We start from the raw sequence: 26,488 nt of genomic DNA on the forward strand, positions 1-26,488 counted from the left end.
ACGATCCGTTAAACGGCATCGGCAATTGCCATCGAGACGCGTGCCAGCATGAATCCTCCCCCCAACATCACCGATCCGCTCGTGCTGTTCATGCCGTCCGGCAAGCGCGGCCGGTTCCCGATCGGAACGCCGGTGCTCGATGCCGCGCGCCAGCTCGGCGTCTATGTCGAAAGCGTTTGCGGCGGCCGCGCCACCTGCGGCCGCTGCCAGATCGAAGTGCAGGAAGGCAATTTCGCCAAGCACAAGATCGTCTCGTCCAACGACCACATCTCGCCCAAGGGCGCCAAGGAAGAGCGCTACGAACGCGTGCGCGGCCTGCCCGAGCGGCGTCGCCTCTCCTGCTCGACGCAGATCCTCGGCGACCTCGTCATCGACGTGCCGCAGGACACGGTCATCAACGCCCAGACCATCCGCAAGGACGCAGATACCAGGGTGATCGCCCGGGATACGGCGATCCGCATGTGCTATGTCGAGATCGAAGAGCCCGATATGCACAAGCCGCTCGGTGACCTCGACCGGTTGAAGATCGCCCTGATGAAGGACTGGGGTTTCAAGAATCTCGAATTCGACTTCTATCTCATGCCGCAGGTGCAGGGCATTCTGCGCAAGGGCAACTGGACCGCCACCGCCGCCATCCACAAGGACGCCGACAGCGATATCGCGCGCGTCATCGCGCTGTGGCCCGGCCTGAAGAACGAGGCGTACGGCCTTGCCTGCGACATTGGCTCGACCACCATTGCCATGCATCTGGTGTCGCTGCTGTCGGGCCGCGTTGCTGCGTCCTCCGGCACGTCCAATCCGCAGATCCGCTTCGGCGAGGATCTGATGAGCCGCGTCTCCTATGTGATGATGAATCCGGACGGCCGCGAAGGCATGACGGTCGCGGTGCGCGAGGCGGTGTCAGGCCTCGTCGACAAGGTCTGCGCCGAAGGCAACGTCCAGCGCGCCGACATCCTGGATTCCGTCTTCGTCGGCAATCCGATCATGCATCATTTGTTCCTCGGCATCGATCCGACCGAGTTGGGCGGCGCGCCCTTCGCGCTTGCCGTCTCCGGCGCCGTGCGCATCAAGGCGTCCGACATCGGCCTGAAACTCAACCAGGGCGCGCGCCTCTATATGCTGCCCTGCATTGCCGGCCATGTCGGCGCCGACGCGGCCGCCGTCACCCTGTCGGAAGGCCCGCATCGCCAGGACGAGATGATGCTGATCGTCGATGTCGGCACCAACGCCGAGATCGTGCTCGGCAACTCCACGCGCGTCGTGGCGGCCTCCTCCCCGACCGGCCCGGCCTTCGAAGGCGCGGAAATCTCCGGCGGCCAGCGCGCGGCGCCTGGTGCCATCGAGCGCGTTCGCATCGACCCCGAAACGCTCGAACCGAAATATCGGGTCATCGGTTCGGAGCTGTGGTCCGATCAGCCTGGCTTCGTCGACAGCGTGCAGGCGACCGGCGTTACCGGCATCTGCGGCTCGGGCATCATCGAAGTGGTGGCGGAGATGTATCTCGCCGGCATCATCTCGGAGGACGGCGTCGTCGACGGATCGTTCGGCATGCGTTCGCCGCGTATCGTGCCCAACGGCCGCACCTTCTCCTACGTGCTGAAGGAGGGCGAGCCCAAGATCACCATCACCCAGAACGACGTGCGCGCCATCCAGCTTGCCAAGGCGGCGCTCTATGCCGGCACCAAGCTTCTGATGGAAAAGCAGCACACCGACCATGTCGACCGCATCCATTTCGCCGGTGCCTTCGGCTCCTTCATCGATCCGAAATACGCCATGGTGCTCGGCCTGATCCCGGATTGCGACTTGGACAAGGTCCAGGCCGTCGGTAACGCCGCCGGCGCCGGCGCGCGCATGGCGCTGCTCAATCGCGGCTACCGGCGCGAGATCGAGGAGACGGTGAGCAGGATCGAGAAGATCGAGACGGCGCTTGAGCCGAAATTCCAGGAGCACTTCGTCTACGCCATGGCGCTGCCGAACAAGGTCGACCCCTTCCCCAAGCTGGCGGCCGCGGTGAAGCTGCCGCCGCGCAAGGCGATGAGCGAGGACGGCACCGCCGGTGACGCTACCCCACGCCGGCGTTCACGCGAGGAGCGCGCTGCACGGCGCGGTCGGGACTAACGTTTCAGTTCATTCCGCTGCCCCTGCGGCCGCGGCATTGACCGCCTTCACGGCGCCCTTGGGACGTTGCGGATGCAGCAGCCCGATCAATGGCTTTTCGACGATCAGATATAGCATCGCAGAGAGCGCCAGCGTGGCGAACAGGATCGTCGCCGGCTGCACCGCTGCCGGCAGGCCGATCCTCAGGACGACACCCGTCGCCAGGACGCCGACCACGACATGCCACAGATAGATCGAATAGGACGCATCGCCGAGAAATGTGGGCAAGGCAGCCGGCTTGAAGGGCCGCGCCCGCTCGGCAAAAACCGCGCCCGCCACGATCAATGCGGCCGGAAGTCCCCAGCGCAAGGCACGCGGCAAATCGGCATCGAATAGCGGGCCAGCCGCAAGCAGAAGAAATCCCGCGCCAGCCATCGCCAGCCCCACCCCGAGCGGCAGCCTGGCGCCCTGGACCCACAAGCGCCCCACGACAACGCCGGCCGCGAACTCGATCACGACGGGATCGGTGAAGGCATGCGCATATCCGGCGGGAAGGATGAAATGCAGTGCTACGATGGCGACAAGCGCGCCGGTGAGAACGCCGAACCGCCACCGCTCGCCCAGGAACAGGACAAGCGTGAAAACAAGATAGAACATCATTTCATAGCAAAGCGTCCAACCCTGTATGACGATGGGATGCAGCGCACCCTCCTGCAGGACCGGCAGGAAGAACAGTGAGCCCAGGAAATTCGGGACACTGAAGAAATGGCCGTAGAAGAATTGCGGCTTGAGCAGGATGCCCGCCGCGGTCAGCAGCGTGACGATCCAGTAGAGAGGTACGATGCGGGTGATCCGGCGCCCCATGAAGCGCCAGGGATCGGCCGGCCTGCCGGCCGTCGTCACCCACATGATGAAGCCGCTGATGATGAAGAAGATGTCGACGCCGGCCGCCCCGACGTCGAACGGACCGCCGAACTGCTCGCTGACGTGAAAGCAAACGACCGCGCACGCGGCGAGGCCGCGCAGATATTGGACACTATAGATGCTCGTCACGATGCCTTGATCCAATCGCATCATGCTGCGATGCACACGCCCCACGCCGCATTGCACAATAACAATGCAGCCGCTTGCTGCTGTCAACCGCTGATGGCAGCTATTGGGACAGGAATCGGCACGCCGGTGCGCTCAATTCATTCGTATGCAAATGTTTCCGGATCCGCGCGATCCGGAAACCGAAACGCTGTTTTCGCGAAATCGATCCGATACATGCATGACGCATTTAGCGGCCATCGCACGGCGGCAGCGACCATTCTCGGCCGCCGTTGCTCTTCAAGGGAGATGAAAATGTCGATGTTCGGAAATCTCAGCCGCTTCGGTGTCACCATCCGGCAGGCCCATGCCAGAAACAAGGCGATCCGCGCGCTCAACGATCTGCCGGCGCATGTCCAGAAGGATATCGGCTGGCCGGCCTCGCCGCCGAGCGACCCGCAGGCAGCCCTTCATGCGCTGCTTCTGGGCACGCCGCGCTGATGACCTTCGCCGATAAATGCAAGCTGCTCGGCAAGCGCCTGGGCCGCGACGCGGCCTCGGCGAACGTCGACAACAAATTGCGCGCGGCGCTGCTGCCGAAGCGGCGTTAGCGCAATTCCAGGAAAGTGCGCAGCGGTTAGGCTCGGCCATTCGCCGTAGCCTTCCGCCCGAAATCGCGCAAACAAAGAACCGGCACCATCCGATCACGCCGATGTGCCAGCGTGATCCTTGACATTTTTAACTGAGGTACAATCTTCGCAGAGCGGGGGGAATTCTCTTAGTCGGCTCTGCCGAAGTGCGTGTGTATCTGCATGCCCAGTTTGAAAAGCCATCTCGTTTCTTTCGTTCTCAGGCACAGCCGCAAGAAGGCGTTTTCCAGTCCCGAGAACCTGCAGCGCTGGATCGCCTACGCCCGCAAGACCGAGGACTATCATCCGCCTGCCTTGCTCAGGGCACGGCTGGACATCACCGAGACCGAGATCGACGGCTTTCCCGTCTATGAGATCGCGCCGAAGGCGGGCGAAAGCCGGCGCATCCTCTACATGCATGGCGGCGCCTATGTCTTTCAGATCACCTCCTACCATTGGGGGCTGATCGCCGAGATGGCCGAGCGTCTCGGTTTCGGCATCACCGTGCCGATCTATCCCATCGCGCCCGAGCACGATTTCCATGACATGTTCGGCATGGTCGGCGACGTCTACCGGCGGATGCTCGAAGAGACCGACGCCGAGGACATCGTCTTCATGGGCGATTCCGCCGGCGGCAACATGGCGGTCGTGCTGACCATGATGGCGGCCGAGGAAAGCCTGCCGGCACCTTCGCGCCATGTGCTGATCTCGCCCGGTCTCGACGTTTCGCTTGCGAATCCCGAGGTCTTCGAGGCCGAGCGGCAGGATCCGTGGCTGGGTATTGCGGGTGGGCTGGAAGCGGTGCGGCTCTACAGCGCCGGTTTCGACCGCACCGACTGGCACATCAGCCCGCTTTACGGCGACCTGTCCGTGCTGCCTAAGACGCTGCTGCTGACCGGTTCACGCGACATGCTGACGCCAGATAATCTCATCTTCGCCGAACGCGCGCGTGCTGCCGGGGTCGAGGTCGACCTGGTCTACGAGGAAGGCATGTTCCACGTCTGGCCGCTGATCGAGATGCCCGAGGCGCGCCGCGCACGCGACAGCATCGTCGACTTTCTCAGCGTTCCGGCGCCAGCCCGAGCCCGCGCTCGGCACAGGACGAAAGCAGCTTTCGCAGCCCGCTCCGCGCCCGCGGCCGAATAGCTCAGAACTTGCCGGTTTCCCGGAACAGTTCGAACGTCGCCCGGATATGGTCGGCCACGGCCTTCACCGGCGCGCTCGCATCGGGCGCCACCACCATGGCAAGATTGTAGGTGCCGATCTCGGGCATGCCGTCCTTGGCGCCGAGCGAGACCATGTCGTCACCGAGAAAGGACTTCGGCAGCGGCGCCACCGCGAGATCGGCCATGATCGCGGCGCGCTGACCGGCCGTGTGTGCGCTCATATAGGCGATGCGGTAGTTGCGGCCCTCGCGCCCGAGCGCTTCGAGCGCCCCCGCCCGCCAGGCGCAGCCTTCTTCCCACAGCGACACCGGCAACGGTTCACGCAGATGCGCGCAGCCGCCCTTGGCGCCCGCCCACACGATCGGCTCGGTCAAAAGCACCTCAGCGCCGATCGCGCTGGTCTTGTAGGAATTGGTGAGCAGCGTGATATCGAGCGCCCGGTCGTCCATGCGGCGCCGCAGATTGATGCTCTGGTCGATGGTGACGTCGACGGCGATCGAGGGATGCGACTGGGCAAAACGCTTCAGCACATGCGGCAGCACGCGCTCGCCATAGTCGTCCGGGGAACCGAGCCGCACCACGCCGACAATGTCGGGAATGATGAACTTCGACACCACCTCGCGGTTGATCGACAAAAGCCGGCGCGCATAGCCGAGCAGCATCTCGCCATCCGTGGTCAGCGTCACCGAACGCGCGTCGCGCGCGAAGACGGAACGGCCGAGGATATCCTCGAGCTTCTTGATCTGCATGGAGACGGCCGACGGTGTGCGGAACACCGCATTGGCGGCGGTGGTGAAGCTGCCGGTCTCGGCAATCGCCACGAAGGTGCGCAGCACATCGAGGTCAAGCAGCGGCAAAGGATGATTGAGCGGGGCGTTCATGGCAGCTTGCCTTCAATTTTTCTGATGCAATCCATCATTCCATTTCGTTTGATTGAACATCACTCCAGGCGCATAGTCAACTCGATCGATACAGGATGGTGCCAAAAGCAGCCATGAAACGACCCTGACACAGTCCTGCAATCGACGTGAAATGAAGCTGAAACAGACCTGACTTAACGCAGTGACGGGCGCCTCCCTGCCCGCATAGAGGAGAAAGAAATGTCTATCCTGTCGTCCATCGGTCGGCTTGCGACCGAATTCAGCGCGGCCCGCGCCCGCTACCAGACCGAACGCGCCATCCATGCGCTGCCGATCGAACTGCAGAAGGATATCGGCTGGCCGGAAGCCGCCGATGCCAAGACCGGCTTGCGCCTCGGCGTCGGAAGCTGGGCCGGAGCGAAGTAATCAAGTGTGTATGGAGTTCTGAAGGCCTGCCGGATCAGCTCGGCAGGCCTTTCGTTTGTTTAGAGCCTTTTGTTTGCATTCAAATGACTTTTCCAGCCATGCGGCCGCTGCATGACGCATATGAACAAGTCGCATAGCGGGTTAATTTTCGAATTAAGCCGCTGTAAATTATCGGAAATTTTGAGCACCCCGCCTAAAAACGTCGCAAATGATGTCGCTTTTCATAACAAGCGCTTCGCTTTTGCGATTTAGTTTTTGCTGAAGCGAGCCTATATCCACGGCAGCAAACGAGCTGCCCCACTCCATCAAGCGAAGGCGACCCGTCTGAGCAACCGAATGGAGATGATGATGAAGCTTTTTGCCCGCCTGTTCACCCGCCGCGAAATGAACCTGACGACCGCTCTCGAGCGTCAGCGTCTCGCCAAGACCATGCCCGGCCAGACCGGCGCCATGAATGCTGCCCGCCTCGGCTTCGTCGCCTGAGGCAATCGGCATCCAAAGCTGAAATTCAACGCCGCCCGGTTTAACCGAGGCGGCGTCTTCATGTTCATTGACGTCGCATTGCCCGGGCGAGGGAGCTTTATGCCCAGCTGAATTGCCCATTTGCGACCCGTGTCGCAAATTTAATCTTCACTTAGCCGCCTACCCGATTGACAGGAATGATTTTTCCTGTTGTCGCTATGCTGTTCGCGACATCCTGTTCGCGTCATGGCTGCGTGAGGTTTCCCCGTGAATGCCGTAAAGCATCCGATCAAGAGATCGTTTGTATTCTTCCTCATTCCCGATTTTACGATGATTGCGTTCGCGACGGCGCTCGATCCGCTGCGCTCGGCCAACCGGATGCTCGGCTACGAAGCCTATCGCTGGCGGCTGGCCAGCATAGACGGCAAGCCGGTGCGCGCCTCGAACGGCGTTGAATGCGCCGTCAACACCTCGCTCGAGGAAGAGCGCAAGAAGATGGCCGGGCCGGATCGGCCGAACATGGCGATCGTCTGCAGCGGCATCAATGTCGAGCGCTACCATAACAAGTCGGCCTTCGCCTGGCTGCGCGAGGAATACAACCGCGGCGTCGCCGTCGGCGGCCTGTGCACCGGCGCCCATATCCTGGCCGCCGCCGGCCTGTTGTCCAACAAGCGCTGCGCCATCCATTGGGAGAACCTGCCGGGCTTTTCCGAGGCATTCCCGAAGGCCAATGTCTTTGCCGACCTCTTCGAGGTCGACCAGAACGTCTACACCTGCGCCGGCGGCACCGCCGCGCTCGACATGATGCTGAAGCTCATCGGCGATGATTTCGACGAAAGCCTCGTCAACCGCGTTTGCGAGCAGGTGCTGACCGACCGCGTGCGCAGCCCGACCGATCGCCAGCGCCTGCCGCTGCGCGCCCGCCTCGGCGTTCAGAACTCGAAGGTGCTCACCATCATCGAGCTGATGGAAGCCAACCTAGCCGAGCCGCTGTCGCTGATCGAGATCGCCGACCATGTCGATCTTTCCCGCCGGCAGATCGAGCGCCTGTTCCGCACCGAGATGGGCCGCTCGCCCGCTCGCTACTATCTGGAGATCCGGCTCGACCGCGCCAGGCACCTGCTCATCCAGTCGTCGCTGCCGGTGGTCGAAGTGGCGGTGGCCTGCGGCTTCGTCTCCGCCTCGCATTTCTCCAAATGCTACCGCGAGCTCTACGCCCGCTCGCCGCAGCAGGAGCGCGTCGACCGCAAGCAGTTGCTGGCAGCTTGAGCAGGCAGAGGCGAAGTCGTCTAGGCGGACTGCGTCTGCGCGGTCCGCATCGCCTCGATGCGGATGTCTTCGGTGAGTTGCGCCTTCAGCGCGGAAAATTCCGGGCTGGTCTTCAGCGTGTAGTGGCGCGGATGCGGCAGGTCGACCGGCACGTCCGATTTGATGCGGCCGGGCCGGGCGCTCATCACGATCACCCGCGACGCCATGAAGATCGACTCCTCGATGTCGTGGGTGACGAACAGCACCGTCTTCTTGCGCAGCTCCCAGATGCCGAGCAGCAGTTCCTGCATCAGCCCGCGCGTCTGGTTGTCCAGCGCGCCGAACGGCTCGTCGAGCAGCAGGATTTCGGGATCGTTGGCAAGAGCGCGAGCGATCGCCGTACGCTGCTGCATGCCGCCCGACAGCTGTTTCGGCCAATGGTTCTCGAAACCCCTCAGACCGACGAGATCGATATAGGAGGCGACGATCTCGTTGCGCTCGCGCTCGGGCCGGCCTTGCTCGCGCAGGCCGAAACCGATGTTTTCGGCAACCGTCAGCCAGGGAAACAGCGTGTAGGACTGGAACACCATGCCGCGGTCCGGCCCCGGCCTGGTGACCGCCTTGCCGTCAAGCAACACGCGGCCCGTGCTCGGCGCCTCCAGCCCGGCGACGATCCTCAGCAGCGTCGACTTCCCGCAGCCGGACGGCCCCAGGATGGTGATGAAATCATTCGCCGAGACGGACAGCTCAACCGGCTGCAGCGCTCGCACCGGCTCCCCGCCCCTGACCCCGGCAAAGGTCCGCGAAACGCCTTCGATCAGAAGCTTGCTCACGCCAGGCTCCATGGGTAGAGCCAGCGGTTGAGCGCCTTGAAGGCGAAATCGGACAGAAGCCCGATCAGCCCGATGACGATAATGCCGAAGATGATCTGCCCCGTCGCCAGCCGCGACTGGCTGTTGATGATCATGTAGCCGATGCCCGACGAGGAGCCGATCAGCTCAGCGACGATGACATAAGTCCAGGCCCAGCCGAGCACCAGCCGCAGCGTTTCGGCAATCTCCGGCGCGTTGGCCGGCATGATGACGCGCTTGACGATTCCATTGTCGGTCGCACCCAGCGTATAGGCTGCCTCGACCAGGTCCCGCCTCGTGCTGCCGACCTTGACCGCGACGATCAGGATGATCTGGAACACCGAGCCCACGAAGATAACCAGGAGCTTTTCGAGTTCCCCGATGCCGGCCCACAGGATGAGCAGCGGAATGAAGGCCGACGCCGGTAGGTAGCGCGCAAAGGACACGAACGGTTCGAGGAAGGCTTCGACCGGCTTCCAGGCGCCCATGGCGATGCCGATCGGCACGGCCACGATCGACGCCAGCACGAAGCCGCCGAAGACGCGCCAGATGGTGATCAGGATATCGAGCCAGAACCGGTCTTCCACGAGCAACCGCCAGCCATCCTTCAGCATCGACAGCGGATCGGCAAGAAAGATCCGGTTCACATGGCCGCCGAGCGTGATCCACGCCCAGAACGCCACGAACAGGACAAAGAAGGCGACGCCGAGCACGGTTCGCGTGCCCGGCGCAACGGGATGCAAGGGGCGCAGCATCAGCAAAAGTCCTTGAGAGAAAGGATCGGCGGCGTGACACCGCCGATCGGGCGACAGGCGATCAGTCGGCGATCGCGCGGATGTCGGCAAGCGTCGACACATCCGGCGCTTCCTTGATCAGCCCCATCTGCAGCAGCAGCTCTGCCGCGGTCTTGGAAAAGTCCTGAAAATCCTTGGTGAAGAACTGCTTGTTCTCGGCCTTGTCTGCCCATTTCAGGTACTTGGCCGAGTCCTCGAACTCCTTGGCTGATTGCTTCACGTCGGCGCCCATGATCTCGTAGGATTTCTGCGGATCCTTCTTGATCATGTCGAGCGCGTCGAAATAGCTGTCGGCGAGCGCCTTGGCGGCATCGGGATTGGCCTTGAGGAAATCCGGCGTGCAGCCGACCGTATCCATCACCATCGGATAATCGAGCGTGGTCGCCAGGATGTGGCCCTGGTCGGCCTTGTCGCGCACGGCTGAGATGAAGGGCTCGTAGGTGACGGCGGCATCGTTCTGGCCGGCGAGGAAGGCTTGCGCCGCCGCGTCCGGCTCCAGGTTGACGACTGTCACGTCCTTGGTCGACATGCCGTTCTTGTTGAGCACCCAGGCGAGCAGGAAATAGGGCGAGGTTCCGGGCGCGGACGAGGCGACATTCTTGCCCTTGAGATCGGCGACGCTCTTGATGTCGTTGCGCACGACGATGCCGTCGGCGCCATAGGATTTGTCGAGCTGGAAGATCTGCTTGGTGGTGACGCCGCTGGCGTTCCACACCATCCAGGTCTCGACCGTGGTCGCCGCGCATTGCAGGTCGCCGCTGGCGATGGCCAGCGGACGGCTCGCCTGCGGCACTTTCTTGAGCGTGACGTCGAGCCCGTGCTTTTCGAAAAGCCCGGCCTGCTTGGCCAAGGTCAGAGGCGCGAAGCCGGTCCAGCCGCTGATGCCGATGGTGATCGACGTCGCCGCCATCGCCGGCGCGCTGAGCACCGCGGCCGCCGTCAGCGCCGCCGCGAAGATGGAGGTTCTTTTCATTGTGGTTCCCCTTTTTGTGGTGAGCGCGAATTGTCTCACAGACCCCAAAAGGCTTGTCAATGAAGCGGAAGCCGCACTCGACGATGGTCCAATCCGACGCCCGCCGGCGGACCTTGAGGGGCTTCTCGATTGCTCACGGCGTGCCCCAGCCGCGGTTGCGCCACATCTTCTCGCCCGCCAGGCAATCCGCGGCCGGCCCGTCGTCGGCGAGCACGACCGGCGGATGCGCGGCCTCTTGCGCCGCCCATTGCAGCGAAGCGGGACCGGCAAGCTCGAGCACCAGCTTGCGGCGGATCGCTTCGGGAAACTGCGTCCAGTCGTTGACCGGGATCATGAAGGCGCCCGGTCCGCCGATGACGCAGTCGCTGTAATAGCGGTCGAGATTCTCAACGTCGAAGGCGCCGCTGAAACCGCCGCGCGTCATCAACGGCAGCCCGTTGATGGTGATGCCTTGCTTGACCACCTCGTCGCGCGTGAGGTCGACCGGCGCGCCCTGATTGTTGGGCCCGTCGCCGGAGATGTCGATGACGCGCTTGGTTCCCTGGAATCCGCTCTCGGCGAACAGGTCACTGCCGAAGCTCAGCGCGCCGGAAATCGAGGTCCGCCGAGCGCTGTCGGGCGGACGGGCATCGAGTTGCGCCACCACCTTCTCGGCATCGGCGCGATTGGCGATCACCGTCCACGGCACGATGACGCGCTGCCAGGTCGTGCCTGCCCACTCGACATAGGTTATCGCGATCTTGCCGTAGGCGCCGTCGGCGATGGCCTTCAGCACATTGTCATGCGTCAGCGCCGCGGCATAACCATGACGCTGGATCTCAAGCTCGGCCGGCGACATCGAGAGCGAAACATCGACCGCCAGCACCAGTTCGACATCGACGGGCTCGGCGGGAGAAGCTGCCGGTGTCAGCCAGAGCGCCAGCGCCAGCGCGGCACTGCCTGAAAAAATATGCCTTGCACGGGCATAAGCAGACATGGAGCAAGGTTAGGCGAAAATCGCCGCGCGCAAAAGCCGGGAATCCGGGCATCGGATTCCGCCGCCGCGGGACCGCTCAAAAATACCGCGCGAGATTCGAACGGATGCGTTCCAGGACGCTGTCACCGGAAAGGTCGGGCACGAATTTCGCGCCCGTGATCGCTTCATAGGCCTGGATATAGACCGCCGAGGCCTGGTTGACGATCTCGTCGGGAATTTTGGGGATCGGATCCGTGTAGGGATCGCAGCGCGCCGACACCCACGACCGGATGAAATCCTTGTCGAAACTCTGCGGCCGCCCGCCGCTTTCGAACGCCTCATCGTAGCTCGCCGCGATCCAGTAGCGGCTGCTGTCGGGCGTGTGGATTTCGTCCGCCAGCACGATGGCGCCGTCCGGCGCGGTGCCGAATTCATATTTGGTGTCGGCCAGGATCAGGCCGCGTTCGGCGGCGCGCTGCTGGCCGCGGGCGAACAGCTGCTGCGCATAACGCGATACGGTGTCCCACTGCGCCTGCGTGAGCAGCCCCTGTTCGATGATCTCGGCTTCCGACAGCGGCTCGTCATGGCCGCCGCTGGCGGCCTTGCTGGTCGGGGTGATGATTGCTTGCGGCAGCTTTTCATTGTCGCGCAGCCCATCGGGAAAGGTGTGACCGTAGAAGCTCCGTTCGCCCTTCCTGTATTTGGTCAGGATCGAGGTGCTGGTGGTCCCCGCCAGATAGCCGCGCACCACGATCTCGACCGGCAGCATGTCGAGCCGCCTGCCAACCACGACATTGGGATCGGGATATTCCAGCACGTGATTGGGACAGATGTCGGCTGTTTCCTCGAACCAGTAGCGCGCCGTCTGGGTGAGGACCTGCCCCTTGAATGGGATCGAGGCCAGGATCGTGTCGAACGCGCTTAGACGATCGGTGGCGATGATGATGCGGCGCCCGTCCGGCAGATCGTAATTTTCGCGCACCTTGCCATTGTAACGGTTGGGCAGTTCGGGAATGAAGGCGTCGGACAGGATGCGCATGGGGCGTGTTGCTTTCGCGGGCTGCTGATGGGCCACATAAGCCGCTGGCCCCCGGCACATCAAGCCAAGCTTGAAGGCCTTCCGAGGAAGGCCAAGCTTTTCCGACCAGTTGCCGCTATTGCGCCGGTTGTCAGCTCCGCGGCTTGAGGTTCTCCGGGTCGTAGAGCGGCTTGTAGCCGACACCGGCCACCTCGACCGGATAGGTCTCGCCGAAATATTCCACGTTGAGCTTGCGGCCTTCCTGACAATAGTCCCAGGGCAGATAGGCGAGCGCGATGTTCTTGCCGATGGTCGGGCCGTAGGCGACCGAAGTGGTGAAGGAGCGGCGGCCGAGCTCGTCGACCAGCGTCTCGCCGGTGGCGGGATCGAGGACCGGCATGGTGCCGACCGGATATCGCGCGACGCCCTTGGCGTCCTTGTTGTCGGTCATTACCAGCGTGCACAGCATCGCCGGCTGATGCTCGCGGGCGCGATACTCCAGATGCTTGGCCTTGCCGCAGAAGTCGTTGTCCTTGACCTTCGGGCGGGCGAGGTCGGCCTCAAGCAGATTGTACTCGGTGAGCAGATCGGCGTTCTGCAGCCGCAGGCTCTTTTCCATGCGGCGCGTGTTGGCATAGGTCTCGACACCGAACGGCATGACGCCGGTGGAGCGCAGCGCGTCCCAGACGGCGAGCCCATCCTCGTAGCGCATATGCAATTCCCAGCCCTGCTCGCCGACATAGGAGATGCGGAAGGCGGTGACGTCCTTGCCGCCGATGCGGATCGGCTTGATTGCCGCGAACGGGAAATTCTCCGGCGTCAGCCCGTTCGGATCCTCGACCACTTTCTGCAGGGTCGTGCGCGCATTCGGTCCCCAGATGCCGATGGTGACGTATTTCTCCGTCACGTCGGTGACGGTGACGTCGAAGCCTTTGTCCTGCGCGGTGCGCTGCATGTAGCGGAAGTCGCGCGGGCCGGCGTCGGCGCCGTCGATCAGCCGGCACCGATCGGCCATGCGGATGACGGTAAAATCGGCGCGCACCATGCCTTCCTCGTCGAGGAAGTGGGTGTAGATGCCCTTGCCGATATTGTTGTCGCCGCCGATCTTGGCCGCGCACAGCCATTCCAGCAGCGCGACATGGTCGGGTCCCTCGATGTCGTACATCGAGAAATGCGACAGGTTGACGATGCCGCAATCCTCGCTCATCGCCAGGTGCTCGGCGTTCGAGACGCGCCAGAAGTGGCGGTTGTCCCACTCGTTCTCGCGCACCGGCACGCGGTTGCCATACTTCTCCAGCAGATGCTCGTTGGCCGCGTAGCCATGCGCGCGCTCCCAGCCGCCCAGCTCCATGAAATAACCGCCGAGCTCCTTCTCGCGCTCATAGAACGGCGAGCGGCGGATGTTGCGACCCTTGGAGAAGGGCTCGCGCGGATGCACCGCCGGATTGTAGACCTTCATCGCCGTCTCGGTGCAGCGATCCCAGATGAACTGTTCCTGCATCTGGTGCGGATAGAAGCGCGAATAGTCGATCGCGTGATGGTCGATCGAGGTACGGCCGTCGGTCATCCAGTCAGCGATCAGCTTGCCCATGCCCGGGCCGTCCTTGACCCAAATGGCGACGGCATACCACAGCCCCCTCACCTTCTGGCTTTCGCCCATCGACGGGCCGCCATCGGTGGTAACCTGCAGCAGGCCGTTGAAGGAATGGCCTTCGTTATATCCGAGCTCACCGAGGATCGGCGTCAGCTCCATGGCGCGCTCCAGCGGCGCCATGATCTGCTCCATGTCGAGGTCGCGCTGCGACGGCGACAGCCGCGCCTGGTCTTTTTCAAGGAGATCGCGCGGGTGGCACAGACGCGGATTGGTCTCCTCATAATAGCCCCATTCGATCTGCCCGCCCTCGGCGGTCTTCGGGTCGCCGGTGTCGCGCATATAGGCCGAGTTTCCCTGGTCGCGCAGCAGCGGCCAGCCGATCTCCTTGCCGGTGCCGGCAAACTCGTTGTACGGCCCAAAAAACGTCAGCGGATGGTCGATCGGCATGACCGGCAGGTCCTCGCCGACCAGCGCCGCGGTGAGCCGGCCCCAGATGCCAGTGCAGACCACCACATAATCGGCCTCGATCGTGCCGCGCTCGGTCACCACGCCCTTGATACGGCCGTTCTCGACGATCAGTTCCTTGGCCGAGGTGTTCGCGAAAGCCTGGAGCTTGCCGGCCGCGACACCTTGGTCGACCAGCTTGCCGGCGACCGTCTGCGAGCGCGGAATGACGAGGCCGGCATCCGGATCCCACAGGCCGCCCTGCACCAGATGTTCCTCGATCAGCGGGAATTTCTCCTTGATCTCGGCCGGCTCGATCAGTCGGGCGCGGGTGCCGAACGCCTTGGCGGAGGCCACCTTTCGCTTGATCTCGTCCATGCGGCCGTCATCGCCGACGCGGGCGACCTCCAGGCCGCCGACGCGCGCGTAGTGACCCATCTTCTCGTAGAAATCGATGGAGTAGAGCGTCGTCCAGCAGGACAGGAAATCGTGGCTGGTCGTGTAGCAGAAGTCCGAGGCGTGCGCCGTCGAGCCGATATCGGTCGGGATGCCCGACTTGTCGATGCCGACGATATCGTCCCAGCCGCGCTCGATCAGGTGATGGGCGACGGACGCGCCGACGATACCGCCCAGACCGACGATGACGACCTTCGCCTTTTTCGGAAACTCTGCCATTGCCCGCGACTCCAAAGGGATAAAGCGGGCGGACTATAGGGCGGAGCGGTGGGGTGATTGAAGCCTGTTTGCGACATTAGAAAAATGCCGAGCGACCCTGACGCCGGCCCAGGCTGTCATCGGCCAGGAATTGCTTATCTTATGCCCCCGGAACCGGGTTCGCGCCCGATAGACCGCAGGAGCTTCTCGAAGACAAGCCGTTTGCCTTGACGCACGCTGTCCTCGAGCGGTTTCGCACCGGCCAGATGCGCGGCTATCGCGCTGGCCAGCATGCAGCCGGTCCCGCGCATCGAGCCGGCAAGCCTTGGCATGTCGACGTGGATAGGTTCTTGTCCAGGGCATAACAGGATATCCGTTGATCTGGGTCCCGTCGCATGGCCGCCCTTGATGAGCAGTGCCTGCAGTCCTTCCGCAAGCAATCGCCTTCCCTGCCGCAGCGCATCATCGTCGTCCGAAGCCAAATCCGATCCGGTCAGCACCGCCAGCTCGACAAGATTCGGCGTCATGAGACTGCAAAGCGGCATGAGATCGCGCTTCAAGACTCCGATCGCCCCCGGTTCCAGCAATTGCCTGCCCGACGAGGAAGCCAGCACCGGATCGAGGACTGCCGGTATCCGCGAATTTTCGCTGAGCACGGCGGCAACCGCGGCGATGACGCGTCCCGTCGAAAGCATGCCGATCTTTATCGCGGATACCCTGTTGGCCCGCAGCGCCGCGCGCATCTGATCGGCGACCAGGCCGGGCTGCATATGGTGGATTGCCGTGACGGATTGGTGTGTCTGCACCGTTACCGCGGTGACGGCAACGCAAGCGCGCAAGCCGACGGCAGAGATCATCTCGATGTCGCGGGCAATCCCGGCACCCCCGCTGGAATCCGATCCGCCGACAACAAGCACATGCGGGTCCCGGTTCAGCGCCATTGATCCGTCTTTTCGATCCATTCTCTGGTGCGCGCTTCGGGATCGGAATTCAAAGTTATGTCCGTGACCACCGCCGCACTGTCGGCGCCGGCTTCGAAAACACCATCGAGCCGCCCGGGGTTGAGGCCGCCGATAGCGACCAGTGGCAGAGGCGCGATCCATTCCTTCCATGCTCGGACCCGTTCCAGCCCCTGCGGAGCCCATTTCATCTTCTTCAGAATGGTGGGATAGACCGGGCCGAGCGCAACGTAGTGGGGCTTCGCCGCAACTGCCGCTTCCAGCTCGGCACCATCGTGCGTGCTCAGTCCGAGCCTGACGCCGGCGGCCTGTATCGCCGGAAGATCGGCAATTTGCAGATCCTCCTGACCGAGATGGACGAAGTCGCAGCCCTCCTCGATCGCCAGGCGCCAATGATCGTTGATGACAAGCTGGCAATGGTGTCGAGCGCACAAGGCTTTTGCCTTGCGGATCTCCATGCGCAGCCCGTCCTCGTCCATGTCCTTGATGCGGAGCTGCACCAGCCTGACGCCGAGCGGCACCAGTCGCTCGATCCAGGCGGTGCTGTCGACGATCAGGTAAAAGGGATCGAGCTTCATGAGAAAACCGCCCTGCCGATCATAGGCGTCGACGGCACGGCGACGTCGCGCGGATCGAGCAGCCCCGAACCATACGCTTCGCGGCCGGCATCAACTGCCTTGCTGAAAGCGCGCGCCATGCCCACCGGATCGGCAGCCTTGGCGACCGCCGTGTTGAGGAGCACGGCGTCAAAACCGAGTTCCATGACGGTTGCCGCGTGCGACGGGCGTCCGAGACCCGCATCGACGATCAACGGAACGTCGGGGAAGTGCCCGCGCATTGAACGCAGCGCCGTTATGTTGACCGGCCCAAGCGCCGAACCGATCGGCGCGCACCACGGCATCAGCACCTTGCAACCGGCCCCCAGCAGCCGTTCGGCGACGACAAGGTCGTCGGTGGTATAGGGAAATACGTCGAAACCGTCCTCGCAAAGGATGCGTGCGGCTTCGACCAAGCCGAACACGTCCGGCTGAAGCGTGTCATGGTTGCCGATGACCTCTAGCTTGATCCAGGCCGTGCCAAAAACCTCGCGTGCCATCTTCGCGGTCGTGACGGCTTCCTTCACGGAATGACAGCCGGCGGTGTTGGGCAGGATCCTCACGCGGAGCGAATTGACCAGCGACCAGAATTGTTGGCCGCCCCTGCCGCCAGCCATTTCCCGGCGCAGCGAGACCGTCACCACCGAGGTGCCCGACGCCTTGACCGCTTCGGCCAGTACGGCCGGCGATGGATATTGGGCGGTGCCGAGGAGCAGCCGTGAGGCAAGCTTCGTTCCGAGAAGATCGAACATGGCTAGCCTCCCTGCATGGGCGAAAGGATTTCGATCCGGTCGCCATCGGCCAATCGAAACTCCGCCCGGTTGGCCGCGGGCACGACATCGCCGTTGAGCGCGGTGGCCAGCCAGTTGCCCTCATAGTCGAGCTCCTTCAAAAGGGCGTCGAGCGTCGTTGCCCTGGCCTCAAGCGCTTCGCCGTTGACGATCAGCTTCATTTTCAGACTCCAGCTCGGTGGTTGAATTGAAGAGAAGGCCGGCAGCCTGCTCCGCCATGGCGGGTGAAAGCAGGAAACCGTGCCGGTAGAGGCCGTTGACCGTGATCGCGCCATCTTTCCGACGTTTCACGCGTGGCAGATTGTCGGGATAGGCCGGACGAACGCCCACCCCTGTCTCGACGATTTCGGCCTCACCGAACGCCGGATGAAGTGTGTAGGCCGCGTTGAGGAGCTCCATCAGCGAACGGGCGGTGATCGGTCCGTCATGATAGCTTTCGATCATGGTCGCGCCGACCATGAAGTGATGATCGGCTCGCGGCACGATATAGATCGGATGACGCGGATGAAGGAGACGCACGGGCCGAGCGAGCGAGACCTCGCGCGTGTGGAGGATCAGCATTTCACCACGCACACCGCGCAAATCGTCGTCGGCCCGCGCCATGCCTGTGCAATCGATCACCCGATCAAAGCCGGAAGGAGCGATCTCGCCCGCCTCGAAGAGGAAGACGACGCCCATTGCGCGCAATTTGCCGGCCAGCGCTTCGAGAACCCGGCGGGGATCAAGATGAGCTTCGCCCGCAAAGAACAGGCCCTTGCGGAACCGGCCGGCAAGGTCGGGTTCAAGGGCCGCAATCGCCTCTTCGTCGACGGACTGGTGGTTACGCGTACGAGCCGCAAACCGGGCAAGCTCCAGGGCCTCCCGCGCATGGGCGACGACGAGAGTGCCGGCCTTCGTCACGAGCCCGGGCAGTGTCCTTTCCCACCACTCGGCCGAAGTTTTGCCGAGGGTGACAACCGCCTCTTCGGCGCTTTCGCGCTCGCACCAGGGGGCCAGCATGCCGCCGGCAAGCCAGGAGGCCTTGCCGCCTATCTGGCTGCGAATTTCGGCAACCGTTACGGACGCACCCCGCGCGGCCAATTCATGGGCGACGGTGAGGCCTGCCACACCGGCGCCTTTGACAAGGACGCGGCGCATGACTCAGCGCAATTCCCGATCATCCTGCGCCGAAGCCTGTTCTTCCGCTCCGGGCGTTTCGACCGGCATATAGAGATCGCCGCCCGCGCGATATTTCTCCGCCATCGCCGCCATCCCCTCTTTTTGCGCTTCCGCGCGAATGTCGTGGGAGATCCGCATGGAGCAGAATTTCGGTCCGCACATCGAGCAGAAGTGCGCGACCTTATGCGCCTCCTTGGGCAACGTCTCATCGTGGAACGAGCGCGCCGTCTCGGGATCGAGCGACAGGTTGAACTGATCTTCCCAGCGGAACTCGAACCGCGCTCGCGACAGCGCATCGTCGCGGACCTTCGCGGCCGGATGACCCTTGGCAAGGTCTGCGGCATGAGCGGCGATCTTGTAGGTGATCACGCCGATCTTGACGTCGTTGCGGTCCGGCAAGCCGAGATGTTCCTTCGGCGTGACGTAGCAAAGCATCGCCGTTCCGAACCAGCCGATCATGGCAGCGCCGATGCCTGAGGTAATGTGGTCGTAGCCCGGTGCGATGTCCGTGGTCAGCGGTCCGAGCGTGTAGAACGGCGCCTCGCCGCAGACGGCAAGCTGCTTGTCCATGTTCTGCTTGATCTTGTGCATGGGAACATGGCCGGGACCCTCGATCATCACCTGGCAGTCTTTCGCCCAGGCGATTTTGGTCAATTCGCCGAGCGTCTCCAGCTCGGCGAATTGCGCTTTGTCGTTGGCATCGGCGATCGAGCCGGGGCGAAGGCCGTCGCCGAGCGAGAAGGAGACGTCATAGGCTCTGGCGATATCGCAGATCTCATCGAAATGCTCATAGAGGAAGCTTTCGCGATGATGGTGCAGGCACCATTTGGCCATGATCGAGCCGCCGCGAGAGACGATGCCGGTGACCCGGTCGACGGTCAGCGGGATGTAATGCAGCCGCACGCCGGCGTGGATGGTGAAATAGTCGACGCCCTGCTCGGCCTGCTCGATCAGCGTGTCGCGATAGACCTCCCAGTTGAGATCCTCGGCAATGCCGCCCACCTTCTCGAGCGCCTGGTAGAGCGGCACGGTGCCGATCGGCACCGGCGCGTTGCGTACGATCCATTCGCGGATGTTGTGGATGTTGCGGCCGGTCGACAGGTCCATCACGGTATCGGCACCCCAGCGGATCGCCCAGACCATCTTTTCGACCTCTTCGGCCATCGATGAGGTGACGGCGGAATTGCCGATATTGGCGTTGATCTTCACCAGAAAATTGCGGCCGATGATCATCGGCTCGCTCTCGGGATGATTGATGTTGGCAGGGATGATCGCGCGGCCGCGCGCCACCTCGTCGCGCACGAATTCCGGCGTGACGAAGTCCGGTATCGATGCGCCGAATGCTTCCCCATCCTGTTGCAACCTGCTTCGTAGCATCTCGCGGCCAAGGTTCTCGCGGATGGCCACGAATTCCATCTCGGGCGTGATTATGCCGGCGCGCGCATAGGCAAGCTGTGTCACCGCCTTGCCGGCTTTTGCCCGCACCGGACGATTGCGGACTGGAAATTCAGGCGTCAGCCGTTCGCCCGTCGCAAATCCGTTGTCCTCGGGCCTGACGTGGCGGCCGTCATAGGCTTCGACATCGCCGCGCGCGGCGATCCAGTCCTGCCGAAGGCGGGCAAGACCCTTTTCGATATCCGTTTCGATCGCGGGGTCGGTATAGGGGCCTGACGGATCGTAGACCGTCACCGGCGGTTCCCCGGCTGTCGGATGTACGCTGATCTCGCGCATCGGCACCCTGATCTGCGGATGGATGATGCCGTTCTTTTGGATTTTCCGCGATGCCGGCAGCGGCCCGGTCGATACGGTGGGGGTCAAGGCATTCATTTGAGGCTCCTTTGCTCGTTGCATTGGAGACCCAGTTCTGTGCCGGAAGGATGAAAAGACGCCTTTGTCTGCCTGCTTGAGACAGGTCTTCGGGCATCAAGTCCCGCAAAGCGCTTGCACCGTCCCTACGCCAGTATGAACTGGATCAGGTTCAACGGGTCACTGCGTCGCAAAGCCAGCAGTATCTCAGCCCCTTGCCGGGACTCCCCTGGTGAATGGCTCAAGTTGAGCGAGACGCCGTCGTTTTGTCAAGCATGCCCGGCCCCGGTAGTGGGTCACGCTGGCGTGACTGACAAGCTTGGGGGATCGCGGACATCGTCGCGCTGATCGAGGCGAAGAAGCAGAGCAGCCGACGGTGCGCGGTTCTTACAAAAGGGATCGCTTGATGCGCAGGAACATGAGCGGCCCGACCAGCTTATCAAGGTGACACAGGATTTCTGGCCGGGCCGCCCAGTAAGGCCAGGGTTGCCTATCCCAGCCTACCCCGCCCAAGTTCTTCCGAAAGCTGGTCAGGGTCAATTACGCCCCGCCTGAAAAGCCACATGACCTTCATGGCTATCTCTTCGCGCTCATTCTCGCGAACAATTCGATGTTTTGCGCAGTAGTCGTTGAGAGCTTTTGTGAGGATTGTGAGTTCGTCGGAATCCGCCACCCCGCGCGACAACATGCCTGCCTCCCCATATGGGCGGAGGCGTACCGCTTCCAACGCCCGCTTGTCTCTACCCTGTTATGGGCGACTTGAAAAAGATACACCCGGAAAAAGTCAGCTTCGAATCAATTCGATGCGACTGAGGTCGGACACCGATTAGGGTTTCTTGAGGAGACGTGCCTCGCGAAGGAGCGACTTGGCCCGGACGGCAATTGGGTTCGATTGCCGATGCAGCGATTGGTTGGTGATGCAGGCTAGGCGAAGGCCCAGATGTCCTCGGCCTGGAAGCCGACCTGGTAGCCGGCGGTCTTCAGCTTGACCACGACCTGGCCGATCTCGGCGGCCGGAAGCGCGCCGACCTCGATCTTGATCATGCCGGGGCGGTAGCGCTCAAGGTCGAGCTGCTCGAACACCATCCAGTCGGCCCCCTCGCAGTCGACAAGGAACGCGTCGATGTGGGTGATGCCGTTGCGGTCGAGCAGCGTCTGCAGGGTTTCCGACGGCACCTCGATGTCCTTCAGATGCGGCGCGAACCTGTTGAAGTTGGCGTCGGCCTCGCCCCAGGCGTTCTTGCCCGACATCAAATTGGTGTCGGTGACCGACGAGCAGCCGATGAACTCGATCGGCAACGTGCCGGATTCGAGCGCCGCGGCGTCGAAGGTATGGACCGTGATCGTGCCCTTGGTCCGTGTTACCGCCACCGGCTCTATGACGAAGCGGCTGGCATCCGGGTAGTTGGCGCGCAGCCGCTTCTGATTGTACGGGATCGGCTCGACCAGCATCGCGCGCGCCCCGGGGATGCGGTGCAGCCAGGGCGTCACGTCGTCGAAGAGCGCGCCGTCGCAGGCGCCGACATTGACCATCTGGAACGGCCGGTCACCGCCGCCGAAACGTGCCCGGAGCGCCGCCTTGGCCAGGAACTTCGTGCCGTGCAGCGCGGGCCCGCGATCGAGCAGGCCTGCCGGAAGGCCGAGCGACAGGAGAACGCGCGCAAAGCTGGACACAGAGCTCATAACTTGTCTCCTGGAATGACCTGCAGCGCGGCACGGCCGCCGCCCTGGCTTGCCGCCGCCCATAGCGCCATCAGCGGCGCGGCCAGCAGCAGGAAGGGCGGCAGAAGATTGGGGAAATAGATGCGGGTGTCGTGGATCGGGAAGACGGCGAATTTCGCCAGCACGCCGAGCACAAGCGCCGCCAGCAGGATGCCGGCGCGGCGGTCGAGCCGGAAACCGGCGCGGCTCAAGCTGTACCATCCGGCCAGTGCCAGGACCGATACGCCGACCCAGCTGTTGACGTTGATGGCACGCACCACCGAGGCGGCGAAGGCCTTGAGATAGGCCGTCAGCGAAAATGGCGGCTCGAACCCGTCCATATTGTAATGCTGCTCAATGCTGGAGAACCAAAGATGCGGCCACCAGCCGGGATGCTGCGCGCAGTGCGAAATGGCGAAATAGGCGATGAAGGAGGCCGCGAAGCCTGCCAGCGCGCCCCATGCCCTCTCGCGGAAAGCGATAAGCAGCACGGCGAAGATGGCGAGGAAGACGATGTTGTCCGGCCTGGCCATGAATGCGAGGAAGAGCAAGGCCGCCGTCGCCGCCTCGCGCTTGCGCACATAGGCGAAGACACCGCCGAGGAACAGCGCCGAGCACAGAAGGTCCGGCGTCGAGGCCCGCGCCGCATCGCCGAAATCGGCCATGATCAGCACGGCGCCGACGACCGGCGCCAGCGCCAGCGCGCCTTCCGCGCGCAGCCAGGCGAGCGTGATGGCGCCGAACAGAAGCACCGAGAATACTTGCACCAGCCGCATCGCCTCGACCGGCGAGACGACATGGCTGAGGCCGGAAAGAATTTCGGCATAGAGAAACTTGATCCGGTACATGCCGAGCAGCGAACGGAAGTCGGCGGCATTCTCCGTCATATGGCTGCGGAAACCGCCGCCATCGTCCGTCAGCGTCTTGTAGTCACCCGCCGACATGCCGGCCTTCACCGTGCTGTAGGCATAGTCATGCAACGCCTGGGGATCCGGATAGGCGCTTTCCTCGGCGATCGCCAGATAGGGCAGCATGTCCCAGTTGGCGTCGGGCATGAACCAGGCGGTCGCGGCGGTCAGCAGGATATAGAGCGAGAAGGCGATCGCCCCGATCGATGCTGCCCATTTCGCGTAAGCCCCCTCGCCCCACGCCAGGCCGGCACCGGTCAAGCGTTCCAGCGGATTGGTCGGCGCGGACGGCCTGGTCAGCATCCTCAGCGGCCCCTATTTACCGACCTGGCTTTTCACGAAATCCTTCACGATCGACACGATGCCGCGCGACAAAAGGCTGTCGAAGGCATCGACGAAGCGGTCGACATGCTCGGGCTGGCAGATCAGCGGCGGCTCGAGCCGGATGACGTTGCGGTTGTATTCGGTAAAGGCGACGAGCACGTCGTAGTCGCGCAGCAGTAGCGAACCGACGAAGCCCGACAGCGAGCCCTTCAGCTTGTCGTCGAGCACGCTCACCACCGGACGCAGCACCATCGGCAAGGTCTGCGAGAAATCATGGAACTCGAGGCCGATCATGAAGCCCTTGCCGCGCACATCCTTGATGATCTTCGGATATTTTTCCTTGAGCGCCTGCAGCCGCTGCAGAAGGTACTCGCCGGTCGAGGCGGCATTGTCTATCAGCCCCTCGTCATAGAGCACGTTGATGCCCTCGATCGCGGTGACGCAGGCCTCGCCCATGCCGCCGAAGGTTGCCATGGCGTGGATCATCGCCGTCTTCGGCGTGCCGTAGGCCTTCATGTAAACGTCGCGCTTGGCGATCATCGCCCCGACCGCCGCCTTGCCGGCGCCCAGCGATTTCGCCAGCGCCGTCACGTCGGGCACCACGCCGTAATGCTCGAAAGCATAGAAGCGGCCCGAGCGGCCATAGCCGCACTGCACTTCGTCGGCGACCCACAGCACGCCATATTGGTCGCAAAGCGCGCGGAGCCTCTGCCAGTACTCGGCCTTTGCCTGGATGATGCCGCCGCCACCCTGGATGGTTTCCAAAACGATGACGCCGATCTCCGGATCGCTCTTGAACAGCCGCTCGACCGCGTCGATGTCGGCGAAAGGAACGCGCACGACATTGTCAGCCACCTTGAAATCGGCGCGGTAGAGCTGGCCGTCGGTGATCGCCAGCACGCCCTTGGTCTTGCCGTGGAAGGAATTCTCGGCATAGACGATTTTCGGCCGCTTCGGGCCCGCGGCGCGCTCGGCGAGCTTCACCGCCGCTTCCATGGCCTCAGAACCCGACGAGCCCAGGAACACCATGTCGAGATCGCCGGGCGAGCATTTGGCGATGTTGTGCGCAAGCGCCGCCGCATATTGCGACATGAAGGCGATGGCGATCTCCTGGCGCTTCTCCTCCTGGAATTTCTTCCGGGCTTCCAAAATGCGCGGGTGGTTGTGGCCGAAGGCCAGCGAGCCGAAGCCGCCGAAGAAATCGAGGATCTTGCGGCCGTTCTGGTCGATATAGAACATGCCCTCGGCGTGCTCGATCTTGACCTTGTGAAAGCCGAGCAGCTTCATGAAATGCAACTGTCCAGGGTTGAGATGCGCCTTGAACAGGTCGGTGATGCGGGCGACATCCATCGCCTTGGCCTGCTCGACGCTGATCAGATCGGGCTTGGCGATTGCTGCAGGCGAAAGCGCCGGCGCGTCGACCAGCGTGCGCGTTCCGGTATGTTCCGGCTTGGCTATGACGGTCATCTGAGAAATCTCCCCTTCGCGCTCTATTCGGCGGGAACGTGTCTGGTGGCGACGGCGTGGCCGTCCATCTTGGCGCGATATTCGTTGTAGGCGGCGATCAGCATGTCCTCGTCGCGATGTTGCGGCATCCAGCCGAGCTGGCGCTCGGCCTTGGACACGTCGAGCACGCATTCCTCGTCGGCGATCAGATACTGTTCCGGATCCATGATCGGCATGTTCAACCAGTCGAGCAGGTCGAGCGTGCGCTTGACCGCCCAGCCGGGGGTCGGCAGCAGGATCGACTTGGAGCCGGCATGGCGGATCAGGTCGCCGAGCAGTTTTTTGACTGGCGGCGGATTGAGGGAGCCCAGATTGTAGGCCTCGTTCGGCACGCCGGCTTTCCAGGCCGCGCGGGCGGCTTCGGCGCAGTCGAACACCGAGATGAACTGGTAAGGGTTCCTGCCCGAGCCGATCATCGGCACCGGAAAATTCCAGTCGATCAGTTTGAACAGCTTTTCCAGGATGCCGAGACGGCCGGGCCCGATGATCAGGCGCGGCCTGAACAGCGAGATCGACATGCCGCGCTTGCGCCATTCAGCGGCGAGCTCCTCGGTCTTGAGCTTCGACAGCCCGTACTCGCCGAGCGGCGCGACCGGATGGTCCTCGGTCATCGGCAGCACGACCGTGTGGCCGTAGATCATGTCGGTCGTGTAGTGGACCAGCTTCGAGGCGCCGGCCTTGTCCATCGCCTGGATGATGTTCTCGGTGCCGTGGAAATTCACCGGGAAGAAGAAATCGTGCCGCTTGGCGCGCACCTGGATCGGCGACAGCATCTTCGCCGACAGGTTGTAGACCATGTCGTCGGTCCTGAGGCCGACCGCCGCGACTGAGACCGGATCGGTGACGTCGCAGGTGACGAAACGCATGGAGCGGTAATGCGGCAGGTCGCTCTTGACGATATCGGCGACGACGACGGTCTCGCCATCGGCGGCGAGCTTGGGGGCAAGGTGGCGGCCGACGAAGCCGTCACCGCCGAAAATGACATGTCTCATCGAACGATCTCGCTTGTGCCGATCTTGTCGGGATTGATGGATGCGGTCTGATTCTCATGCCCCCTCCCGCCCATTTCCCGGCCACTCTGCGCGATCAGCATCGTGCCGACGCAGATGCAGGCGATTCCGGCGATGCGCCAGGCATTGAGGTCCTCGCGGAAGACGAAATAGGCAAAGATCGCCACGGCGACATAAGCGAGGCTGAGGAACGGATAGGCGAAACTGAGCTCGACTTTGGACAGCACATAAAGATGCGACGCCATCGAGATGACGAAGGTGCACAGGCCGAGGAACACCCAGGGGGTGAACACGATCTGCAAGAGCTTGACGAGCGGATTGACGCCCTCGAAGGAGACCGGCCCCATCGACATCATGCCCTGCTTCAGCATCAGCTGCGCCGCGGCATTGGTCATGACCGTGAAGAGAATGAAGATTATGTATTTCATTGTTGCCACCCCGCCTCTTGGGCGGTCCTATTACAAACCCACAAAGACTTCGTGAAGCCTCGACGACGCTTTGCGTAAATCACGGTATAACCTTCCATTTA

General features: G+C 63.0%; 25 protein-coding genes and 1 riboswitch. Of the genes, 5 read left to right on the forward strand and 20 right to left on the reverse strand.

All coding sequences use genetic code 11. The features are described from left to right. The first annotated feature begins 48 nt into the window (after positions 1-48). Positions 49-2,118 carry an ASKHA domain-containing protein gene (locus tag LB538_RS02025; protein ID WP_224522701.1) on the forward strand — a complete coding sequence of 690 codons (2,070 nt, stop codon included), beginning with the start codon at positions 49-51 and terminating at the stop codon, positions 2,116-2,118. 9 nt (positions 2,119-2,127) lie between these two features. On the opposite strand, the gene LB538_RS02030 is transcribed toward LB538_RS02025, so the two are convergent. After that, the gene (locus LB538_RS02030; protein WP_224522702.1) at positions 2,128-3,150 is read right to left on the reverse strand and encodes an acyltransferase family protein; all 1,023 of its coding nucleotides are present in this window, start codon (positions 3,148-3,150) and stop codon (positions 2,128-2,130) included. Between the two features lie 291 nt (positions 3,151-3,441). Here LB538_RS02030 and LB538_RS02035 point away from each other — a divergent pair, with 291 nt between their 5' ends. Together LB538_RS02035 and LB538_RS02040 are read left to right on the forward strand one after the other, a co-directional pair. Then, a complete protein-coding gene (locus LB538_RS02035) occupies positions 3,442-3,627 on the forward strand; it encodes a hypothetical protein (RefSeq protein WP_181174730.1) in 186 nt (61 codons plus the stop codon). A 311-nt stretch (positions 3,628-3,938) separates the two neighbouring features. Continuing rightward, positions 3,939-4,901, forward strand: coding sequence for an alpha/beta hydrolase (locus LB538_RS02040; RefSeq protein ID WP_224522703.1), 963 nt, complete (start codon positions 3,939-3,941; stop codon positions 4,899-4,901). 1 nt (position 4,902) lies between these two features. On the opposite strand, the gene LB538_RS02045 is transcribed toward LB538_RS02040, so the two are convergent. Continuing rightward, positions 4,903-5,802 (reverse strand): LysR substrate-binding domain-containing protein, encoded by a 900-nt coding sequence (locus tag LB538_RS02045; RefSeq protein WP_140627085.1) that lies wholly within the window; start codon positions 5,800-5,802, stop codon positions 4,903-4,905. A 219-nt stretch (positions 5,803-6,021) separates the two neighbouring features. Between LB538_RS02045 and LB538_RS02050 the strand changes: the two genes are divergently transcribed. Further along, the gene (locus LB538_RS02050; RefSeq protein ID WP_095764923.1) at positions 6,022-6,207 is read left to right on the forward strand and encodes a hypothetical protein; all 186 of its coding nucleotides are present in this window, start codon (positions 6,022-6,024) and stop codon (positions 6,205-6,207) included. Between the two features lie 168 nt (positions 6,208-6,375). Here the strand turns inward: LB538_RS02050 and LB538_RS02055 are convergent, their stop codons facing one another. Then, entirely contained in the window at positions 6,376-6,810 is a 435-nt protein-coding gene (locus tag LB538_RS02055; protein WP_224522897.1) for a hypothetical protein, read from the reverse strand. A 189-nt stretch (positions 6,811-6,999) separates the two neighbouring features. On the opposite strand from LB538_RS02055, the gene LB538_RS02060 reads away from it, so the two are divergent. Next, complete coding sequence (locus LB538_RS02060; protein ID WP_263482302.1) at positions 7,000-7,938, forward strand: GlxA family transcriptional regulator; 939 nt, start codon at positions 7,000-7,002, stop codon at positions 7,936-7,938. Between the two features lie 20 nt (positions 7,939-7,958). Here LB538_RS02060 and LB538_RS02065 read toward each other — a convergent pair whose 3' ends face one another. The 17 genes from LB538_RS02065 to LB538_RS02145 all read right to left on the reverse strand — a co-directional run bounded on the left by LB538_RS02065 (position 7,959) and on the right by LB538_RS02145 (position 26,387). Further along, on the reverse strand, positions 7,959-8,750 hold the full coding sequence (locus LB538_RS02065; RefSeq protein ID WP_224522704.1) for an ABC transporter ATP-binding protein: 792 nt from the start codon (positions 8,748-8,750) through the stop codon (positions 7,959-7,961). Beyond that, positions 8,747-9,523: an ABC transporter permease gene (locus tag LB538_RS02070; protein WP_224522705.1), complete on the reverse strand. Its 777-nt coding sequence runs from the start codon at positions 9,521-9,523 to the stop codon at positions 8,747-8,749. Before LB538_RS02070 ends, LB538_RS02065 begins: the two co-directional genes overlap by 4 nt. A gap of 61 nt (positions 9,524-9,584) precedes the next feature. Next, complete coding sequence (locus tag LB538_RS02075) at positions 9,585-10,535, reverse strand: ABC transporter substrate-binding protein (RefSeq protein ID WP_224522706.1); 951 nt, start codon at positions 10,533-10,535, stop codon at positions 9,585-9,587. A gap of 133 nt (positions 10,536-10,668) precedes the next feature. Then, positions 10,669-11,511, reverse strand: a complete 843-nt coding sequence (locus tag LB538_RS02080; protein WP_224522707.1) for a DUF1194 domain-containing protein — start codon at positions 11,509-11,511, stop codon at positions 10,669-10,671. 76 nt (positions 11,512-11,587) lie between these two features. After that, entirely contained in the window at positions 11,588-12,529 is a 942-nt protein-coding gene (locus LB538_RS02085) for a phosphoribosylaminoimidazolesuccinocarboxamide synthase (RefSeq protein WP_095764920.1), read from the reverse strand. A 130-nt stretch (positions 12,530-12,659) separates the two neighbouring features. Then, positions 12,660-15,221 (reverse strand): FAD-dependent oxidoreductase, encoded by a 2,562-nt coding sequence (locus LB538_RS02090; protein WP_224522708.1) that lies wholly within the window; start codon positions 15,219-15,221, stop codon positions 12,660-12,662. Positions 15,222-15,355: 134 nt separating this feature from the next. Next, the gene (locus LB538_RS02095; protein ID WP_318012430.1) at positions 15,356-16,162 is read right to left on the reverse strand and encodes a hydroxymethylpyrimidine/phosphomethylpyrimidine kinase; all 807 of its coding nucleotides are present in this window, start codon (positions 16,160-16,162) and stop codon (positions 15,356-15,358) included. Then, positions 16,132-16,737: a thiamine phosphate synthase gene (locus LB538_RS02100; protein ID WP_224522710.1), complete on the reverse strand. Its 606-nt coding sequence runs from the start codon at positions 16,735-16,737 to the stop codon at positions 16,132-16,134. Before LB538_RS02100 ends, LB538_RS02095 begins: the two co-directional genes overlap by 31 nt. Continuing rightward, a complete protein-coding gene (locus LB538_RS02105; RefSeq protein WP_224522711.1) occupies positions 16,734-17,507 on the reverse strand; it encodes a thiazole synthase in 774 nt (257 codons plus the stop codon). The genes LB538_RS02100 and LB538_RS02105 overlap by 4 nt, the downstream gene beginning before the upstream one ends. Positions 17,508-17,509: 2 nt before the next feature. Further along, entirely contained in the window at positions 17,510-17,707 is a 198-nt protein-coding gene (gene thiS, locus LB538_RS02110) for a sulfur carrier protein ThiS (RefSeq protein WP_224522712.1), read from the reverse strand. Beyond that, positions 17,676-18,683, reverse strand: a complete 1,008-nt coding sequence (gene thiO, locus LB538_RS02115) for a glycine oxidase ThiO (protein ID WP_224522713.1) — start codon at positions 18,681-18,683, stop codon at positions 17,676-17,678. Before thiO ends, thiS begins: the two co-directional genes overlap by 32 nt. A gap of 3 nt (positions 18,684-18,686) precedes the next feature. Continuing rightward, positions 18,687-20,531 carry a phosphomethylpyrimidine synthase ThiC gene (thiC, locus tag LB538_RS02120; protein WP_224522714.1) on the reverse strand — a complete coding sequence of 615 codons (1,845 nt, stop codon included), beginning with the start codon at positions 20,529-20,531 and terminating at the stop codon, positions 18,687-18,689. A 104-nt stretch (positions 20,532-20,635) separates the two neighbouring features. Beyond that, a riboswitch (TPP riboswitch) is annotated at positions 20,636-20,751 on the reverse strand. A 683-nt stretch (positions 20,752-21,434) separates the two neighbouring features. After that, complete coding sequence (locus LB538_RS02125) at positions 21,435-22,193, reverse strand: FkbM family methyltransferase (protein ID WP_224522715.1); 759 nt, start codon at positions 22,191-22,193, stop codon at positions 21,435-21,437. After that, on the reverse strand, positions 22,190-23,422 hold the full coding sequence (locus LB538_RS02130; protein WP_224522716.1) for a hypothetical protein: 1,233 nt from the start codon (positions 23,420-23,422) through the stop codon (positions 22,190-22,192). Before LB538_RS02130 ends, LB538_RS02125 begins: the two co-directional genes overlap by 4 nt. A 12-nt stretch (positions 23,423-23,434) precedes the next feature. Beyond that, a complete protein-coding gene (locus LB538_RS02135) occupies positions 23,435-24,910 on the reverse strand; it encodes an aspartate aminotransferase family protein (protein WP_224522717.1) in 1,476 nt (491 codons plus the stop codon). A gap of 23 nt (positions 24,911-24,933) precedes the next feature. Beyond that, a complete protein-coding gene (locus tag LB538_RS02140; protein WP_224522718.1) occupies positions 24,934-25,941 on the reverse strand; it encodes an NAD-dependent epimerase/dehydratase family protein in 1,008 nt (335 codons plus the stop codon). Further along, positions 25,938-26,387: an EamA family transporter gene (locus LB538_RS02145; protein WP_224522719.1), complete on the reverse strand. Its 450-nt coding sequence runs from the start codon at positions 26,385-26,387 to the stop codon at positions 25,938-25,940. Before LB538_RS02145 ends, LB538_RS02140 begins: the two co-directional genes overlap by 4 nt. Positions 26,388-26,488 lie beyond the last annotated feature (101 nt).

This window comes from Mesorhizobium sp. Ca11 (genome assembly GCF_020165275.1).
Taxonomy (GTDB): domain Bacteria; phylum Pseudomonadota; class Alphaproteobacteria; order Rhizobiales; family Rhizobiaceae; genus Mesorhizobium.

Excerpts from the sequence above, each read along its gene's own strand:
- LB538_RS02075 (WP_224522706.1), bottom strand. The coding sequence starts at position 10,535 with ATGAAAAGAACCTCCATCTTCGCGGCGGCGCTGACGGCGGCCGCGGTG.
- LB538_RS02040 (WP_224522703.1), top strand. The coding sequence starts at position 3,939 with ATGCCCAGTTTGAAAAGCCATCTCGTTTCTTTCGTTCTCAGGCACAGC.
- thiO (WP_224522713.1), bottom strand. The coding sequence starts at position 18,683 with ATGCGCCGCGTCCTTGTCAAAGGCGCCGGTGTGGCAGGCCTCACCGTC.
- LB538_RS02095 (WP_318012430.1), bottom strand. The coding sequence starts at position 16,162 with ATGGATCGAAAAGACGGATCAATGGCGCTGAACCGGGACCCGCATGTG.
- LB538_RS02050 (WP_095764923.1), top strand. The coding sequence starts at position 6,022 with ATGTCTATCCTGTCGTCCATCGGTCGGCTTGCGACCGAATTCAGCGCG.
- LB538_RS02035 (WP_181174730.1), top strand. The coding sequence starts at position 3,442 with ATGTCGATGTTCGGAAATCTCAGCCGCTTCGGTGTCACCATCCGGCAG.
- LB538_RS02125 (WP_224522715.1), bottom strand. The coding sequence starts at position 22,193 with ATGAGCTCTGTGTCCAGCTTTGCGCGCGTTCTCCTGTCGCTCGGCCTT.
- thiC (WP_224522714.1), bottom strand. The coding sequence starts at position 20,531 with ATGAATGCCTTGACCCCCACCGTATCGACCGGGCCGCTGCCGGCATCG.
- LB538_RS02105 (WP_224522711.1), bottom strand. The coding sequence starts at position 17,507 with ATGTTCGATCTTCTCGGAACGAAGCTTGCCTCACGGCTGCTCCTCGGC.
- LB538_RS02145 (WP_224522719.1), bottom strand. The coding sequence starts at position 26,387 with ATGAAATACATAATCTTCATTCTCTTCACGGTCATGACCAATGCCGCG.
- LB538_RS02070 (WP_224522705.1), bottom strand. The coding sequence starts at position 9,523 with ATGCTGCGCCCCTTGCATCCCGTTGCGCCGGGCACGCGAACCGTGCTC.
- LB538_RS02080 (WP_224522707.1), bottom strand. The coding sequence starts at position 11,511 with ATGTCTGCTTATGCCCGTGCAAGGCATATTTTTTCAGGCAGTGCCGCG.
- LB538_RS02130 (WP_224522716.1), bottom strand. The coding sequence starts at position 23,422 with ATGCTGACCAGGCCGTCCGCGCCGACCAATCCGCTGGAACGCTTGACC.
- LB538_RS02135 (WP_224522717.1), bottom strand. The coding sequence starts at position 24,910 with ATGACCGTCATAGCCAAGCCGGAACATACCGGAACGCGCACGCTGGTC.
- LB538_RS02090 (WP_224522708.1), bottom strand. The coding sequence starts at position 15,221 with ATGGCAGAGTTTCCGAAAAAGGCGAAGGTCGTCATCGTCGGTCTGGGC.
- LB538_RS02025 (WP_224522701.1), top strand. The coding sequence starts at position 49 with ATGAATCCTCCCCCCAACATCACCGATCCGCTCGTGCTGTTCATGCCG.
- LB538_RS02055 (WP_224522897.1), bottom strand. The coding sequence starts at position 6,810 with ATGGGCAATTCAGCTGGGCATAAAGCTCCCTCGCCCGGGCAATGCGAC.
- thiS (WP_224522712.1), bottom strand. The coding sequence starts at position 17,707 with ATGAAGCTGATCGTCAACGGCGAAGCGCTTGAGGCCAGGGCAACGACG.
- LB538_RS02060 (WP_263482302.1), top strand. The coding sequence starts at position 7,000 with ATGATTGCGTTCGCGACGGCGCTCGATCCGCTGCGCTCGGCCAACCGG.
- LB538_RS02085 (WP_095764920.1), bottom strand. The coding sequence starts at position 12,529 with ATGCGCATCCTGTCCGACGCCTTCATTCCCGAACTGCCCAACCGTTAC.
- LB538_RS02140 (WP_224522718.1), bottom strand. The coding sequence starts at position 25,941 with ATGAGACATGTCATTTTCGGCGGTGACGGCTTCGTCGGCCGCCACCTT.
- LB538_RS02100 (WP_224522710.1), bottom strand. The coding sequence starts at position 16,737 with ATGAAGCTCGATCCCTTTTACCTGATCGTCGACAGCACCGCCTGGATC.
- LB538_RS02045 (WP_140627085.1), bottom strand. The coding sequence starts at position 5,802 with ATGAACGCCCCGCTCAATCATCCTTTGCCGCTGCTTGACCTCGATGTG.